Here is a 16,626-nt window from a genome sequence, read left to right on the forward strand (position 1 = left end):
ACACAATTTTTCAACAAATACAGGAATTACGTTATTACCTGTGGGTTGTGTGTTTTTATGAGTTTTGCTGTTCCTATCTGGGGGGCCGGCCGGGCCCCCGCCCCCTCCCGTCGTCTCAGGCCCCCGCCCACAGCCCCTCGGGGGTGAGGCCGAGCAGGTCGATGGCGTTGCCGCGGACGATGCGGTCGACCACGTCCGCGTCCAGGTGGCCCATCTGGGCCTCGCCGACCTCCCGGGACTTGGGCCAGGTGGAGTCCGAGTGCGGGTAGTCCGTCTCGTAGAGGACGTTGCCGGCTCCGATGGCGTCGAGGTTCCTCAGGCCGAAGGCGTCGTCGAAGAAGCAGCCGAAGACGTGCTCGGCGAAGAGCTCGGACGGGGGGCGGTGGACCTTGTCGGCGACCCCGCCCCAGCCGCGGTTCTCCTCCCAGACCACGTTCGCGCGCTCCAGGATGTAGGGGATCCAGCCGATCTGGCCCTCGGCGTACATGATCTTCAGGTTGGGGAAGCGTTCGAACTTGCCGCTCATCAGCCAGTCGACCATCGAGAAGCAGCAGTTGGCGAAGGTGATGGTGGAGCCGACGGCCGGCGGGGCGTCCGCGGAGGTGGAGGGCATGCGCGAGGAGGAGCCGATGTGCATGGCGATGACCGTGCCGGTCTCGTCGCAGGCCTGGAGGAAGGGGTCCCACGCGTCGGTGTGGATGGACGGGAGCCCCAGGTGCGGGGGTATCTCGGAGAAGGCGACGGCGCGCACGCCCCGGGCCGCGTTGCGGCGGACCTCCTCGGCGGCCAGCCGGGCGTCCCACAGCGGGATGAGGGTCAGCGGGATCAGGCGGCCCCGGGCGAGGGGCCCGCACCACTCCTCCACCATCCAGTCGTTGTAGGCGCGCACCCCGAGAAGGCCCAGCTCACGGTCCTTGGCCTCGGTGAAGGTCTGGCCGCAGAAGCGGGGGAAGGTGGGGAAGCAGAGGGCGGACTGGACGTGGTTGACGTCCATGTCGGCGAGGCGCTCGGGAACCGAGAAGGAGCCCGGGCGCATCTGCTCGTAGGTGATGACTTCCAGTTTGATCTCGTCACGGTCGTACCCGACGGCGGTGTCGAGGCGGGTGAGCGGCCGGTGCAGATCCTCGTAGACCCACCAGTCGCCGATGGGGCCGTCGTCGCCCTTCGCCCCCATGACGGGGGCGAACTTCCCGCCGAGGAAGGTCATTTCCTTCAGGGGGGCGCGGACGATCCGGGGTCCGGTGTCGCGATATCTCGACGGGAGCCGGTCCCGCCAGACGTGAGGGGGTTCAACCGTGTGGTCGTCCACCGAGATGATCTTCGGGAAGGTCTCCATGGTTCTTACGGTAGCGTCGATCTGACGAACCGTCAGCTATTCGGACGCCAGTCGTTCTCCGGCCAGGAGCGGATGGCTCCGCCGCGGGCTGACGGGTACGGGCAACACAAGGCAGACTGGCCCTTGAAGCGACGGACCCGGCGGACCCGACGGACCCGACCGAATCCGACAGAGGGCAGGGGGAGGACAGATGGACGGCGGACCGGCCATCCCGCACCAGCCGAGTGACACCGACGGTCCCGGCACGCCCGCGGCACCCGGCGCACCCGCCCCCGCGGACAACCGCTTCGCCGTGCTCGGACCCGTCCGCGCCTGGCGCGGGAGCGAGACGCTGCCCTCCGGCAGCCCCCAGCAGCGCGCCCTCCTCGCCGCACTGCTGCTGCGCGACGGCCGCACCGCCACCGCACCCGAGCTGATCGACGCCATCTGGGGCGAAGACCCCCCGCAGCAGGCCCTCGCCACCATCCGCACCTACGCCTCCCGGCTGCGCAAGGTCCTCGGACCCGGGCTCCTCGTCAGCGACGCCGGCGGCTACGCCGTCCGGCTGCGCCACCAGGCGGCCCTCGACCTCGGCATCGCCCGCACCCTCGCCGCCGACGCCGACAAGGCCCGCACCGGCGGGGACCGCACCCTCGCCCGGACCCTGCTGGCCCGCGCCCTGGACCTGTGGGACGGCGAACCCCTCGCCGGGGTACCCGGCCCGCACGCCGAGACCGAGCGCACCCGGCTCACCGAATGGCGCTTCCAGCTGCTGGAGACCCGCCTCGACCTGGACCTGGAGGTCGGCCAGCACGCCGAGGCCGTCTCCGAGCTCACCGCCCTCACCGCCGCCCACCCGCTGCGCGAGCGGCTCCGCGAGCTGCTGATGCTCGCCCTCTACCGCAGCGGCCGCCAGGCCGAGGCCCTCGCCGTGTACGCGGACACCCGCCGGCTCCTCGCCGACGAGCTCGGCGTCGACCCCCGGCCCGAGCTCTCCGCCCTCCAGCAGCGCATCCTGAACGCGGACGCCGAACTCGCCCGCGCCGAGGACCCCGCCCCGGCCGCCGCCCCCGTACCCGTAAGGCCAGCCCAACTGCCCGCCACCGTGCCCGACTTCACCGGGCGCACCCCCTTCGTCAACGAGCTCGGCGAGATCCTCGCGGGCTCCGAGGGGCAGGTCATGGCCGTCTCCGCGCTGGCCGGCATCGGCGGCGTCGGCAAGACCACCCTCGCCGTGCACGTCGCGCACGCGGCCCGCCCGCACTTCCCCGACGGCCAGCTCTACGTCGACCTCCAGGGCACCGAACCCCGCCCCGCCCTGCCCGAAGCCGTCCTCGGCTCCTTCCTGCGGGCCCTCGGCACCCCCGACAGCGCCATCCCCGACTCCCCCGCCGACCGGGCCGCCCTCTACCGCTCCACCCTCGACGGCCGCCGCGTCCTGGTCCTCCTCGACAACGCCCGCGACGCCGCCCAGGTCCGCCCGCTGCTCCCGGGCACCGCGGGCTGCGCCGCCCTCGTCACCAGCCGGGTCCGCATGTCGGGCCTCGCCGGCGCCCATCTCGTCGACCTCGACGTGATGAGCCCCGAGGAGGCCCTGCAGCTGTTCACCCGCATCGTCGGCGCCGAACGCGTCGGCGCCGAACGCCAGGCCGCCCTCGACGTCGTCGGTGCCTGCGGGTTCCTGCCGCTCGCCATCCGCATCGCCGCCTCCCGGCTCGCCGCCCGCCGCACCTGGACCGTCTCCGTCCTCGCCGCCAAACTCGCCGACGAACGCCGCCGCCTCGACGAACTCCAGTCCGGCGACCTCGCCGTCAAGGCCACCTTCGAACTCGGCTACGGCCAGCTGGAACCCGCCCAGCAGCGCGCCTTCCGCCTGCTGGGCCTCGCCGACGGCCCCGACGTCTCCCTGGCCGCCGCGGCCGCCGTCCTCGACCTGCCCGAGCACGACACCGAGGACCTCCTGGAGGCCTTAGTCGACTGCTCCCTGCTGGAATCCGCCGCCCCCGGCCGATACCGCTTCCACGACCTCGTACGGCTCTACGCGCGTGCCTGCGCCGAACGCGACGAGCAGCCCGCCGGCGGCCGCGAGGCCGCCCTCGACCGGCTCCTCGACTTCTACCTGGCCACCGCCTCCCGCGTGTACGCCCTGGAACGGCCCGGCGACCGGCTGCCCGCCCACCTCTCCGAGACCCGCCACCCCGGCCTCGTCCTCACCGAACCCCGCGCCGCCCTGGACTGGCTCTTCGCCGAGGCCGACCCGCTGCTCGCCTGCGTACGCCAGTCCGCCGGCCGGCCCGGGGCGCTGCGCCGGGCCGTGGACCTGCTGTGGGCGGCCAAGGACCTCTCCGAGTCGGGGGCCAACTCCAAGCAGTACGAATCGGCCGCGCTGACCCTGTGCGAGGCCGCGCGCGCCGCGCGGGACCCGCGCACCGAGGGCCGGGCCCGGACCACCCTCACCATGGTCCACCTCTTCGTCGGCCGGTTCGACGAGGCCGACGAACAGGCCCGCCAGGCCATGGAACTGGCCCGCCTGGCCGGCGACCCGCTGCCCAGCTGCTGGGCGCCCAACGACCGCGGGATCATCGCCCTCTACCAGAAGCGCCACGAGGACGGCGAACGCTTCCTGCTGGAGGCCATCGCGAACTTCCGGGCCGACGCCAACTTCATCGGCGAGGCCAGCGCCCTGTGCAACCTCTCCCGGATCCACGTCGTCCTGGGCCGGCTGTCCAGCGCCATCGACCTCGCCCAGCAGGGCATCGCCATATACGACCGGATGGGCCTGACCCTGCGCCTGGCCAACGGCCGCTACGCGCTGGGCATCGCCCTCACCCAGGCCGGCCGGCTGAGGGAGGCGCTGGAGCAGCTCGGCGAGGCGCTGTCGCTGTTCCACGACAACCGGCAGCCGCTGTGGGAGGGCGTGACGCACTTCCGGCTCGCCGAGGCGCACCTGGCCGCCCAGCGGCCCACCCTGGCCGCCAAGCACGCCGAGCAGGCCATCGCGCTGCGCGGGATCGGCGGGGAGTGGCGCCGGGCGACCGTGCTGACGGTCCTCGGCAAGGCGCTGCGGCGGCTCGGCCAGCCGGACCGGGCGCGGGCGTGCTGGCGGGACGCGGAGGCGGTGTTCGTGCAACTGGGTTCGGCGGAACTGGCCGAAGTCCAGGCCCTGCTGGCGTCGGAACTGGCCGCGTAACGCTCTGACCTGGAGTCCCGCTCGATGGACGGACGCGTTCATCGTTCGTTTATCGCCGCGCGGCAGGATGGATGCATCGACCCGGGGCGTCGGGGGGCACTCGGGCCGGCTGTTGGAACCACCCGTTCGGCGGTCCACGGGGGAATCGCCGAACGGGCCCGCCAACCATCAGGCGCCACATCACGATCAGGAGAGAGTCGATGGCGACGAACGAGAACATCCTGCCGCTCGACGGCGACATCAGACCGCTCGACAACCACGCCTCGGGCGCCGACATCAACCCGCTGGACGACCCGCCGGCCCAGCCGCCGGCCGGGACGAAGCCCGGCGACAAGCCGCAGGACAACCACGCCTCGGACGTGGACATCGTCGCGATGGACAACCACGCGTCCGGTCCGCGCCCGTAAGGGCAGGTCGTACGGGGGGCCTTGAGCGGTCGTACGGGGGACGTACGGGGGAACCGCCCGAGGACGTACGGGGGAACCACGGGGGAAAGACGGGGGCGCACCACGGGGGATGCGCCGCCGGCAAGGAGAAGGAGTACGGGGGAAGTGCGGGCGGGCCCACGGGGGATTCGGGGGAATCCGGGCCCGCCCGCACGGGGGAAACGTACGAAGGAACGCACGGGGGAACGCACGGGGAGCGGCGGTCGCGGTGGCCGGAGGGGGACCACCGCGACCGCCGCGTATCCGTGCGTCCGCGTGTCCGCGTATCCGCGTGCCTGCGTATCCGTGGAAGGGTCCCCTCCGGTCCCCCTGTCACTAGGCTGGGGCCGTGTTCACCTCCCAGGGCCCGAGCCTGCGCGAACTGGCCGTCCAGGCCCTCTCCTCCGTCGAGCGGGGCTACGACCTGCTCGCCCCCAAGTTCGACGGGACGCCCTTCCGCACCCCGGACCGGATGCTCGACGCCGTCGAGGAGGCGCTCGCCCAGGGTGAGGGCTCCTTCGGCTCCGGCCTGGACGTCTGCTGCGGCACCGGCGCCGGCCTGGGCATGCTGCGCCGCCTGTGCCGCGACCGGGTCACCGGGGTCGACGTCAGCGCCGGGATGCTGGCGGAGGCCGCCCGCGCGCACCCCGAGGGCGTGGACCTCGTCCGGGCCGACGCGCTGGACCTGCCCGAGCGGCTCTGGAACACGTACGACCTCGCGGTCAGCTTCGGCGCCTTCGGCCACTTCCTGCCGGCCGAGCGGCCCGCCCTCTTCGGCGGCGTCCACCGCGTGCTGCGCCCCGGCGGGGTGTTCGCCTTCCCGGTCGGCGCGCCCATCCCGCCGAGCTCGCCCGTGTGGTGGGCGGCGGCAGGCTTCGACGCGGCGATGCGGGTCCGCAACGCGGTGTGGCGGCCGCCGTTCGTCATGTACTACCGCACCTTCCCCTTCGGTCCGGTCCGCGCGGACCTGGAGGCCGCGGGCTTCACCGTGGAGACGGTCCCGCTGGCCCCCTTCGGCCACCGCGAGGACGGCACCCCGCGGTGGCGGCTGCTGCTGGCGCGCAAGCCGCGGTCCTAGGCCGGGTTCGAGGGCGCGAGGCGGTCCCGGAGCGTGCGGCACAGGTGCTGGACCTCTTCGTCGTGGGCGATGCTCCCGAAGCGGCCGGTGCGGCGGCGCAGCGCCAGTTCCTCCTCGACGCGGGACAGGGCCGGTGCGGCGGCGGGGCCCATCCGGGACAGGCAGGCCAGGACGTGGTCGGAGGTCGCGCCGTTGCCGGCCCAGGCGGCCAGCAGGACCGGTACGACGGCGCCCGCCTCGGCCTCGCCGCCGATCTCCCACAGGGCTTCCGCCGCGTGGACCCGGGTCCAGTCGTAGGAGGCGGTCAGCATCTCCCTCAGGCGCGGCGCCGCCGCCGCGGCGGGCGGGCCGATCCGGGCGAGCACCCCGGCCGCCTCGCGGAGCCGGTGGCCGTCGAGGAGGGCGGCCAGCCTCGGGACGGCGTCGGCGGGGTCGCGCGCGAGCGCCCACAGGGCCGCGGTGGCGGCCGCGCGGAGGTCCACGTCCGCCGCGTCGGCCAGCGGGCGGACCACGTCCAGGGCGGGGGCGGCGGCGGTGCCGAAGGAGGCGAGCGCCTCCAGCGCGGAGGCCGCGGGCTGCCACTTCTCGTTCCGGACCGCCGCCTCGACGGCCCGGGCGAGCGCGGGGACGGCCGCGGGGTCGCCCAGTTCGGCCAGGGCTCCCACCAGGGCGGCCGCGCTCATGTCGGTCCACTCCCCGGAGAAGTCGACGGCGTCCAGGCGGCGGGTCAGCCGGGGCACCAGCTCACCGGCGGCGGCCGGGCCCAGGTCGCCGGCGACCTGCACCGCGCGCCAGGCGTCGGTACCGTCGTCCAGGGCCGTGAGCAGGCTCGGCAGGGCGCGCATGTCGCCGAGGCGGGCGAGCGCCATGACGGCTTCCTGGTGCGCGCGGCGCAGCTGCGGCCGGGGGGACGCCCAGACGTCCGGGCCGTGCGCGGCCCGGTGTCCGGCGACGCAGTCGGCCAGGGCCTCGCGGGCGGGCTCGGCGACGGGGCCCAGGGAGCCGAGGCATTCGGCGGCGGCGGCGGTCGTGTACGGGTCGCGGGGCAGCAGGCACCGCGCGAGGAGGGTGACCAGCGCGGTGTGGTCGCCGCGCCAGGAGCCGATCAGGTTCCTGGCCATGGCGACGGCGTCGTAGCGGATGGCCGGGTCCGGGCTGCCCAGCTGGGCGGCGAGGAGGTCCGCGCGTTCGGCGACCCGGTCGTCGAGGACAGTGTGGAAAGTGCGCAGGAGCGTCGTGGTGGGGGCGTGCACCCGGCCGCGCCGGTCGAGGTCCTCGAAGGCGGCGGCTATCTGCGGGGGAACGTCCTGGGCGGGGGTCACGACGACGGCGTCATCCCGGGCGGGAGCGGCGGGGGCGGGCTCGGCCGGGACGGCGGGGGCTTCGGGGGCGGCGGCTTCAGTCGGGGCGGCGGGGGCGCAAGCGCAGGTGGTGGGGTCGCAGCCGCGGGTGGTCGGGGGGGCCTGCGGTGGGGGTGTGAGGCGGGTGAGGAGGGTGATGGCCGAGGCTACGGCGTCGGGCGCGAGGTCCTGCGGGGCGCAGCGGGCGCGGTGGACGAGGGCGCCGAGCCGGATGTCGGGGTCCGCCCCGGGATCGTCGGCGAGGGTGGCGAGCCAGGCGGTGGCGGCGGGCCGGGCGGCCGGGAGGCGCAGGGCCAGGCTCGCCATGGTGCGGATGACCAGCAGGCGTTCCTCCGTGCCGGGCTCGGCGGTCAGCCGGTCGCGCAGGAGCGCGACGGCCCGCCCGGCGTCGTCGAGGAAGAGGCCCACGCCCTCGATCCCCGCGTGCCGGACGCCCGGGTCGGGGTCGGCGGCGAGCCGGACGAAGGCGTCGGCGCGGGTGCGGAGCAGGGCCAGGGCGTCGGCGGGGGCGGTGGACTCGGTGCCGTCCGGGGCGAAGCGGATGCAGTCGTCGTCGCGGTCGGCGGCCTCGCGGCCGATGCTGAGCACCAGTGCGGCGACGGCGGCCCGGTCGGGGGTGGCGGGGTCGTCGGCGAGGCCGAGGAGGTACGGCAGGGCGGCCACCGTGCAGGGGTAGACGTCGCCCTGGTGGTGGGCCGCTCCGTAGAAGTCGCCGAACGCGCGGCGGCGCACCTCCGGGTCGGGCGAGGCCATGTCCCGCAGCCAGCGGGGGATGTCGCCGCCGGGGCCGTAGGCGTGGCCCATCCCGGTCCAGTCGATGCCGTCGATGCCGTCGATGCCGCCGGCGAGCTCGTTGATCATGCCCGGAACTATCGCAAGGGCCACTGACAGCCCGGTCCGGGCCTGTGCGGGTCAGCCGATCCGGTCGAAGGGGAGGTGCACGCGTTCCTCGTCGGTGACGTCGTGGCCGTCGCGCAGGCGGGCGATGTCGTTGCGGGACAGGGCGCGCCCGTAGATCCGTACGTCGTCGAGGGCGCCCGCGTAGAAGGCCTTGTAGTCGGGCTGGGTGCCGAGGTGGATGGTGAACGGGCCGGTGGGGCGGAGGTCGCCGGCCGGGCCGGTGGGGGCGGGGGTGGTGGCGGGCGGGGCGCCGTCGACGGTGAGTTCGAGGCGGTCGCCGCTGCGCTGGAGGACGACGTGGTGCCACTTGTCGTCGTCGGTGCGGCTGCGGGAGGTGACGGCGACGGGCCCGGTTCCGGAGTTGAGGGTGGCTTCGAGGCGGCCGGTGGCGGGGTCGGCCTCCAGGCGGATCTGCCGGGCCGCGGGTCCCTGGCCGTAGGCCCAGATCAGGGGCTGGCGCGTGCCGCTCTCCCGGTCCTGGCCGCGGGTCTTGTACTTGACCCAGGCGGAGACGGCGAAGTCCGCCTCGCCGACGCGCAGTTCGTCGGGGCAGTCGATGAGGCGGAGGAAGTCGTCCTTGCCGTCGAAGCGCATGGCCCTGCCGCCGTCGGGCCGGTTGCCGAGGCGCGGGCCGCCGTGGACGACGGCGTCGTTGTGCCCGGGGGTGGTGTCGGCGGTGGTGCGGGGGGTGAGGTCCTCGGCGGCGGCCTGGAGTTCGCGCGGGCCGAAGGCGGTGAACTTGACGTAGCCGTGGGGGGTTCCGTTGGCGGTCTCGTAGACCAGGCCGACGCGGCCGCCGGGGAGGGCCGCCATGTCGGAGTAGCCGGCGCGTTCGCGCAGGACGACGGCGCCGTCCTTGGACCAGGTGCGGCCCTCGTCGCGGGAGGTGCGCACGGCCAGGGTCCAGCGGTCGTTGGACTCGGCGCCGGGGCGGCTGGGCGCGGACAGCAGCAGGGGGCCGCCGGGGAGCTGGAGGACGGATCCGGAGGCGGGCGGGGCGGGGAGGCCGGTGACGGGGACGAAGCCGGGGGCGGGGACCTCGGGGGCGGCGGCGTCGTCGATGATCGCGGACAGCCGGTGGTCGGCGGTGCCGCAGGCGGCGGTGGAGCGGGCGTTGACGTAGATGCGGCCGTCGGGGAGCTGGGTGAGGGCCGGTTCGGTGGGGGCGGGGGTGCCTTCGGGGGCGCCCCAGCGGGCGCCGGGCTGCCAGGTGAGGCCGCCGTCGTCGCTGTAGAGGAGCTGGGCGCCGGATTCGCCGGAGTCGGTGCGGTAGTCGGCGCTGACGACGAGGCGTCCGGGCCGGTCGGGGCGGGTGGGGGTGAGCTGGACGCCGTGGCCGGGGCCGACGGAGACCCAGGACCAGTCGGCGTGCTTGAGCCGGGGCTGCGGGGCGGGGTCGGTGGTCCAGTCGGCTCCGTCGTCGGTGCTGTGGGCCAGGCGCAGTTCGCGGGGGCCGCGGACGCGGTTGCCGTCGGCCTCGGTGGTCCAGGTGCTGTAGGCGTGGAGGAGGGTGATGCGGCCGGAGGCGGAGTCGACGACGGGGGCGGGGTTGCCGTAGGCGCCGGGGTCGCCGGCGCCGCGGATGATCTGCATCGGACCCCAGGTGCGGCCCTCGTCGGTGGACCGTTTGAGGACGAGGTCGATGTCGCCGACGTCGCCGCAGCCGGAGGTGCGGGCCTCGGCGATGGCCAGCAGGGTGCCGGCCCTGGTGGTGGTGAGGGTGGGGGTGCGGTAGCAGTCGTAGCCCTCGGTGAAGGCGTTGAAGGGGGCGGAGACGGCCGCGGTCAGTCCGGGCTTGTGTGCGGGCGCGGGGTCGTCGGCGTCCGCCTTCCCGGGTGCGGCGGGCCGCAGGACGAAGGCCAGGGCGAGGGCCGCGGCGAGGGTCAGCGCGAAGGCGGCGCCCGCCCGGGTGCCGGCCCGCACCGCGCTCTGCCGCCGCATTCGTTCGACTGTTTGACGCACACTCACCCGTGCAGGCTAACGCGGTGGCCCCCCGGCCTTGGTCGGGGGCGCGTCGGGGTCGCCTCGGGGTGGGGGTGGGGGTGATGCCTGATCCGGGGCGGGCGGGGCGCGGAGAGGATCGGGGCATGACCAACACAGCGTCTGAGTACGGTATTTCGGGGACGGTGGCCGAGCACGCGCCGGCCGGCGGGGGGCGGCCCTGGGGGCGGCGGCGGACCGCGTTCGTGCGGGGGGCCTTCGTCGCGGGGCCGCTGTGCATGGTGGCGTACGGGGTGATCCGGCTCTCCGACCCGGGGCACGGGCCGGGCCTCGCCTGGACCGCCGGGCATCTGTTCCTGACCGCCGGGGTGCTGCTGTTCGGGGCGGTGTTCGCGGGACTGCGGCGGCTGGCGGCCCCGGCGGGGCGGGCGGGCCGGGTGGGGGCCGGGGCGGCGACCTGGCTCGGGCTGGCCGGGTCGGCGGCTGTCGTGGCCCAGGCGGTGATCGACCTGGCCGTCGGCTTCCGGTCCGCCGACCGGGCGGGCATGAACCGGCTGTTCGAGGAGATCCAGAGCCGGCCCGGGGTGGAGCCGGTGGTGTACTCGGTGGGGCCGCTGCTCTTCTACGTGGGCCTGCTGTGGATCGTGACGCAGATGGCGGTCCGGCGGCGGGCCGGGGTGTGGCGTCCGGTGGCGGTGCTGGCGGGCACGGCGGTGACGGCCGTCAGCCTGGACCTGATCCCGCTGGGCGGGCTGCTGTTCTGCGCGGCCCTGGCCCCGCTCGGCCGCGATCTGGCCGCCCGCGAGTGCGCCGCCCGCGCCGACCGCGCGTACGCGGCCGGCGCCCCGCACCGGGCGGGGCTGCGGGCGGCCGCGTGACGGGGGTCGGCCCGGCGCCGGGTTCCGGGTTCCGGGTTCCGGGTCCGGGTCCGGGTCCGGGTCCGGGTCCGGGTCCGGGCCGGCGGGAGCCGGGGGTCAGCGGCGGGCGCGGAGCTCCGTTTTGAGGACCTTGCCGCTCGCGTTGCGGGGCAGGTCGGGGACGAATTCCACCTCGCGCGGGACCTTGTAGTTGGCCATCTCGCGGCGGGACCAGGCGATCAGGTCGTCGGCGGTGAGGGTGGAGCCGGGGCGGCGGACGGCGTAGGCCTTGCCGACCTCGCCGAGCCGGGGGTCGGGGATGCCGACGACGGCGACGTCGGCGACGTCCGGGTGCAGGCCGAGGAGCTGTTCGATCTCGGCGGGGTAGGCGTTGAAGCCGCCGACGATGAACATGTCCTTGATCCGGTCGGTGATGCGCAGGTTGCCGCCCTCGTCGAGGACGCCGACGTCGCCGGTGCGCAGCCAGCCCTCGGGGGTGAGGGTGCGGGCGGTGCCCTCGGGGTCCTCGAAGTAGCCGCGCATCACGTGGTGGCCGCGCACCCAGACCTCGCCGGGGGTGCCGGGTTCGCGGGCGGTGCCCTCGGGGGCGGTGATGCGCAGTTCGGTGCCGGGGATGGGGCGGCCGGAGGTGGCGGCGATGACCTCGGCGGGGTCGCCGCGGCGGCACATGGTGACGATGCCGCCGGCCTCGGAGAGCCCGTAGGCGGTGAGGACGGTGGCGATGTGGAGTTCGGCGCGGAGCCGTTCGACGAGCTGGAGGGGGACGACGGCGGCGCCGGTGACGACCAGGCGCAGCGCGGAGAGGTCGTGGTGGTCGCGCTGGGGGTGGTCGAGGAGGGACTGGTGGAGGGTGGGCGGGCCGGGGAGTACGGAGATCCGCTCGGCGGCGATGTTGGCGAGGACGGTGTCGACGTTGAAGACGGGCTGGGGGACCATCGTGGCCCCGCGCATCAGGCAGGCGATGATCCCGGCCTTGTAGCCGAAGGTGTGGAAGAACGGGTTCACGATGAGGTACCGGTCACCCTCGCGCAGTCCGGCGAGTTCGCTCCAGACGGCGTAGCAGCGCAGGGTCTGGGCGTGGGTGATGACGGCGCCCTTGGGGCTGCCGGTGGTGCCCGAGGTGAAGATGATGTCGGAGGGGGAGTCGGCGGGTATCGCGTCGGCGCGGGCGCGGACGGCTTCGGACGGGATGCCGTCGCCGCCGGCGAGGAACTCCTTCCAGGTGCGGAAGTCCGCGGGGGCGTCGTCGGCGAGGACGACGACCTGTTCCAGGTGGGGCAGTCCGGGCAGCGGGCCGGTGCCGGTGCCTTCGGCGGCGGCGCGGCGCAGGGAGGCCACGTAGGAGGTGCCGAGGAAGGTGCCGGTGACGAAGAGCAGGCGGGCGCGGCTGCGCTGGAGGACGTAGGCGGCCTCGGCGCCCTTGAAGCGGGTGTTGAGGGGGACGAGGACGGCTCCGGCGGTGACGGCGCCGAGGGCGGAGACGATCCAGTCGACGGTGTTGGGGGCCCAGACGGCGACCCGGTCGCCGGGTTCGACGCCGGCGGCGAGGCAGGCGGCGGCGGCCCGTTCGACGCGTTCGCCGAGCTGGGCGTAGTCGAGGCGGGTACGGCCGTCGACGACGGCCTCGCGCCGCGCGTGCCGCCGGGCGGCATCGCGCACGAGCGCCCCGACGGTCCCCCAGCGCAGGTCACCCCGAGGGTCGACGGGCCCGTCGGGCCCCAGCTCCCCCGCCCCGGGGCCCGCCGTCGCGGTCTCCGTTCCGGTCCGGCCGGGGCCGTACGCGTCGGTGTCGCCGTGGTCCTCGTGGCCGCCTCGGTCCATCGCCCGCCCCTCCCTTGGAACCCAGTAGCTGACTATCCGTCAGATTAGCTGTAGCCTTCGCGGCTGTCAGCAGTACCGACAGCAGTACCGGCGCACCCCGGAGGTGGCGATGGCGGCAACGCTCAAGGACGCTACGGCAATCGTCGGCATCGGCCAGACCCCCTTTGCCAAGCGGCTACCCGCATCGGAGAAGGAACTGGCCTGCCGGGCGATCCTCGCGGCGCTCTCCGACGCGGGCATCGCCCCGGGCGAGGTCGACGCCTTCGCCTCCTACACGATGGAGGAGACCGACGAGGTCGAGGTCGCCAAGGCCATCGGCGCCGGCGACGTCACCTTCTTCTCCAAGGTCGGCTACGGCGGCGGCGGCTCCTGCGCCACCGTCGGGCACCTGGCCGCCGCCATAGCCACCGGCCAGGCCACCGTCGGCGTCGCCTGGCGCTCCCGCAAGCGCGGCTCCGGCCCGCGCCCCTGGAAGAACACCGCCGTCCAGCTGCCCACCCCCGGCCAGTGGACCCGCCCCTTCGGGCTGCTGCGGCCCGCCGACGAGATCGGCATGCTGGCCCGCCGCTACATGCACGAGTACGGGGCCACCCGCGACCACCTCTTCAACGTGGCGATGGCCTGCCGCAACCGGGCCAACGAGAACCCGGCCGCGATGATGTACGAGCGGCCGCTGACCCGCGAGATGTACATGACCTCCCGCATGATCAGCGACCCGCTCTGCCTCTTCGACAACTGCCTGGAGACCGACGGCGCCCTGGCCTGCGTGATCGTCTCCGCCGAGCGGGCCCGCGACTGCCGGCAGAAGCCCGTCTACGTGCACTCCGCCGCGCAGGGGCTGCCCGCCCAGCACCACGGGATGGTCAACTACTGGAACGACGACCCCCTCTCCGGCCCCGCCTGGACCGCCGCCCGGCACCTGTGGAAGCAGGCCGACTTCGGCCCCGCCGACGTGGACGTCGCCCAGATCTACGACGCCTTCACCCCGCTGATCCCGCTCTCCCTGGAGGGCTACGGCTTCTGCGGGCGCGGCGAGGGCGCCGCCTTCACCGAGGGCGGGGCGCTGGAGATGGGCGGCCGGCTCCCGATCAACACCGGCGGCGGCGGGCTGAGCGAGGCGTACGTGCACGGCTTCAACCTGATCAACGAGGGCGTCAAGCAGCTGCGCGGCACCTCCACCGCCCAGGTGCCGGACGCCGCGACCTGCCTGGTGACGGCGGGCGAGGGCGTCCCCACGTCCGCGATCCTGCTCCGCGCCTGAATCCCGCATCGAGGAGTCGCACGATGACCACCGCCCCCGACGCCGACGACCTCCGGCTGCTGCTCCCCGTCCCCGACGAGGACGGCGCCCCCTTCTGGGAGTACGCCGCACGCGGCGAGCTCCGCGTCCAGGCCTGCGCCTCCTGCGGCAGGCTCCGCTTCCCGCCCCGGCCCTGCTGCCCGCACTGCGGGTCCTTCGAGTCCGAATGGCGCCCGATGAGCGGGCGGGGCCGGATCTGGTCCTACGTGCTGCCGCACCCGCCGCTGCTGCCCGCGTACGCGGCGCAGGCCCCGTACAACGTGATCCTGGTGGAGCTCGCGGACGCCCCGCACATCCGGCTGGCCGGGAACCTGGTGAGCTCCGCCGACGCCCCGCTGGACTCGGTGGACCCGGCCCGGCTGCGGATCGGGGCGCGGGTGCAGGTGGTGTTCACCGAGACGGACGGGATGGCCGTGCCGCGCTGGATCCCGGAGAAGCCGTGACGCTGCGGGTGGAGCGGGACAAGGAGGACGGGGTCGCGGTCGTCACCTTGGACCGGGAGGCCCGGCACAACGCGCTCGACCTCGCCACGGCGGCGGAACTGGTCGCGCTGTGGCGGGAGTTGCGCTACGACGACCAGGTGCGGGCGGTGGTGCTGACGGGCGCGGGCACGGCCGCGTTCTGCACCGGGATCGACCGCTCGGCGCGGGTGCCGCAGCCGGCCTCCCCGTACTCGGTGGACGATCCGCTGGCCGCCGTCGGCCCGAAGGCGAACGACCTGTGGAAGCCGGTGGTGGCCGCCGTCAACGGCATGGCCTGCGGCGGGGCCTTCTACCTGCTGGGCGAGGCGGAGTTCATCGTGTCGGCCACCACCGCCACCTACTTCGACCCGCACACCTCGTACGGGATGGTCAGCGCCTACGAGGCCGTGTACATGGCGCAGCGGATGCCCTTCGGGGAGGCCGCCCGGATGTCCCTGATGGGCACGGCGGAACGGCTCTCGGCGCGGCGCGCGTACGAGATCGGCCTGGTCTCGGAGCTGGCCGAGCCCGGGGAGCTGCTCGCGGCGGCGCTGCGGTCGGCGCGGACGCTGGCCTCGTTCCCGACGGAGGGCGTACAGGGCACCGTGCGGGCCCTGTGGTCGGCGAAGCAGACCGCGCTGCAGCAGGCCCTGGCCCAGGCCCCGGCCCTGATCGCGCTGGGCAACCTGCCGCCGGACCGCCAGGCGGAACTGTTCGCGTCCCGCCGCCCGGGAACGGAGTTCCGGCTGCGCTGATCAGGGGGCGGGGGGCGGGGAGGGCCTCGGGGAGGGGGCCGCGGCGGCGGTGGTGACGCCCGACGTGTCGGCATTCACCACCGCACACCCGGAAGGCCCCGCTCCGCTCTCTGCGCCACCAGCGAAGACGCCCCCTCCCCCGGCTTCCGGGTGCCCGATCCGTGGTTGCATCCCTGCACCGAACCCGGCGGCAGCCGCACACCCCCGCGTCCCTTCGGTGAGCACCACTTCACCAGAGGAACACGGCACCATGCGACGCAACATCACCACCGAGATCACCATCGACGCGACCCCCGAAGAGGTCTGGGAGGTCCTGACCGACCTGCCCCGCTACTGCGTCTGGAACCCGTTCATCCGCCAGGCCGGCGGCGAGCTCGCCCCCGGCGGGCGGCTGCGGCTGACCATGTACGCGGAATCGGGCAAGCCCACCACCTTCCACCCGACGGTCAAGGTGTTCACCCCCGTGACCGAGCTCCGCTGGACGGGGCGCTTCCTCGTCCGCGGCCTCTTCGACGGCGAACACTTCCTCCGCCTCTCCGAGGGCCCCGGCCGCACCACCCGGCTGGAGCACGGCGAACGCTTCCGGGGGCTGCTGGTCCCCTTCCTCGGCGGGCTGCTGGAGGGCACGGCCCGCAACTTCACCGCGATGAACGAGGCCCTGCGCACCCGCGTCGAGGCGGCCCGCGCCACCTCCTGAGGCCGACGGCCGCCGCGGTCGCCTCCGGACGCCACGACCGGAATGCGGGTCCGGGGCGCCCGGGCTAGCGTCGGGATCATGACCCCTACCCCGGAGGGCCGGGCATGATCCGCAACGCAATCGGCTCGCTCATGGGTCTGATCGGAGCGACCGCCGCCGTCTGGAGCCCCTTCCGCGCCTGGTACGACGGCCGGCCCGGCCGCGACTACCGCATCGAGGAACTGTTCTCCGGCTCCGGCGTCACCACCGACCCGCCCGCGCTGCTGGGCTCCCTGCTCGCGCCGATGATCTTCGCGGCCCTGGTCACGCTGCTCGCCGTCGTCCGCCGCTCGCGGCTGCTCATGGCGCTGGCGGGCGTGGTGGTGCTGGGCGTGGCGGTGCTGTGGATGGTCCGCCAGGGCCAGGCGGCCGGAGGGCTTTCGGTCGGCGCCGACGGCCAGGGCCTGGGCGCCGGCCTCGCGAGCGCCTTCGGCGCGGGCGCGCTGCTGCTCCTGGCGGCGGCCG

General features: G+C 74.7%; 13 protein-coding genes. 9 read left to right on the top strand and 4 right to left on the bottom strand.

The features are described 5' to 3' along the window. Positions 1–115 precede the first annotated feature (115 nt). Positions 116–1,336 carry an amidohydrolase family protein gene (locus AB0O29_RS29245; RefSeq protein WP_365157286.1) on the bottom strand — a complete coding sequence of 407 codons (1,221 nt, stop codon included), beginning with the start codon at positions 1,334–1,336 and terminating at the stop codon, positions 116–118. Between the two features lie 190 nt (positions 1,337–1,526). Between AB0O29_RS29245 and AB0O29_RS29250 the strand changes: the two genes are divergently transcribed. The 3 genes from AB0O29_RS29250 to AB0O29_RS29260 all read left to right on the top strand — a co-directional run bounded on the left by AB0O29_RS29250 (position 1,527) and on the right by AB0O29_RS29260 (position 6,008). Next, complete coding sequence (locus AB0O29_RS29250) at positions 1,527–4,505, top strand: BTAD domain-containing putative transcriptional regulator (RefSeq protein WP_365157289.1); 2,979 nt, start codon at positions 1,527–1,529, stop codon at positions 4,503–4,505. Positions 4,506–4,705: 200 nt separating this feature from the next. After that, entirely contained in the window at positions 4,706–4,912 is a 207-nt protein-coding gene (locus AB0O29_RS29255; protein WP_365157292.1) for a hypothetical protein, read from the top strand. A gap of 367 nt (positions 4,913–5,279) precedes the next feature. Continuing rightward, positions 5,280–6,008, top strand: a complete 729-nt coding sequence (locus AB0O29_RS29260) for a class I SAM-dependent methyltransferase (RefSeq protein WP_365157295.1) — start codon at positions 5,280–5,282, stop codon at positions 6,006–6,008. On the opposite strand, the gene AB0O29_RS29265 is transcribed toward AB0O29_RS29260, so the two are convergent. Further along, positions 6,005–8,230, bottom strand: a complete 2,226-nt coding sequence (locus AB0O29_RS29265; protein ID WP_365157298.1) for a HEAT repeat domain-containing protein — start codon at positions 8,228–8,230, stop codon at positions 6,005–6,007. The two genes, AB0O29_RS29260 and AB0O29_RS29265, sit on opposite strands and share 4 nt — an antisense overlap. A 51-nt stretch (positions 8,231–8,281) precedes the next feature. Next, positions 8,282–10,210, bottom strand: a complete 1,929-nt coding sequence (locus tag AB0O29_RS29270) for a sialidase family protein (protein ID WP_365157301.1) — start codon at positions 10,208–10,210, stop codon at positions 8,282–8,284. Between the two features lie 185 nt (positions 10,211–10,395). On the opposite strand from AB0O29_RS29270, the gene AB0O29_RS29275 reads away from it, so the two are divergent. Next, the gene (locus AB0O29_RS29275) at positions 10,396–11,088 is read left to right on the top strand and encodes a hypothetical protein (protein ID WP_365157304.1); all 693 of its coding nucleotides are present in this window, start codon (positions 10,396–10,398) and stop codon (positions 11,086–11,088) included. Between the two features lie 96 nt (positions 11,089–11,184). On the opposite strand, the gene AB0O29_RS29280 is transcribed toward AB0O29_RS29275, so the two are convergent. After that, positions 11,185–12,909 carry a FadD3 family acyl-CoA ligase gene (locus tag AB0O29_RS29280; protein WP_365157307.1) on the bottom strand — a complete coding sequence of 575 codons (1,725 nt, stop codon included), beginning with the start codon at positions 12,907–12,909 and terminating at the stop codon, positions 11,185–11,187. Positions 12,910–13,018: 109 nt separating this feature from the next. Between AB0O29_RS29280 and AB0O29_RS29285 the strand changes: the two genes are divergently transcribed. From AB0O29_RS29285 to AB0O29_RS29305, 5 genes are all read left to right on the top strand, one after another. Further along, on the top strand, positions 13,019–14,170 hold the full coding sequence (locus AB0O29_RS29285; protein ID WP_365157310.1) for a lipid-transfer protein: 1,152 nt from the start codon (positions 13,019–13,021) through the stop codon (positions 14,168–14,170). Between the two features lie 23 nt (positions 14,171–14,193). Next, positions 14,194–14,652 (top strand): Zn-ribbon domain-containing OB-fold protein, encoded by a 459-nt coding sequence (locus AB0O29_RS29290; protein WP_365157313.1) that lies wholly within the window; start codon positions 14,194–14,196, stop codon positions 14,650–14,652. Further along, positions 14,649–15,425: an enoyl-CoA hydratase/isomerase family protein gene (locus AB0O29_RS29295; protein WP_365157316.1), complete on the top strand. Its 777-nt coding sequence runs from the start codon at positions 14,649–14,651 to the stop codon at positions 15,423–15,425. Before AB0O29_RS29290 ends, AB0O29_RS29295 begins: the two co-directional genes overlap by 4 nt. Before the next feature lie 250 nt (positions 15,426–15,675). Next, positions 15,676–16,122, top strand: coding sequence for an SRPBCC domain-containing protein (locus tag AB0O29_RS29300; protein WP_365157319.1), 447 nt, complete (start codon positions 15,676–15,678; stop codon positions 16,120–16,122). Positions 16,123–16,226: 104 nt separating this feature from the next. Beyond that, on the top strand, positions 16,227–16,626 hold a 400-nt coding region (locus tag AB0O29_RS29305), incomplete at its 3' end, for a hypothetical protein (protein WP_365157322.1).

It is taken from the genome of Streptomyces sp. NPDC089915 (genome assembly GCF_040684675.1).
Classification (GTDB): Bacteria; Actinomycetota; Actinomycetes; order Streptomycetales; family Streptomycetaceae; genus Streptomyces.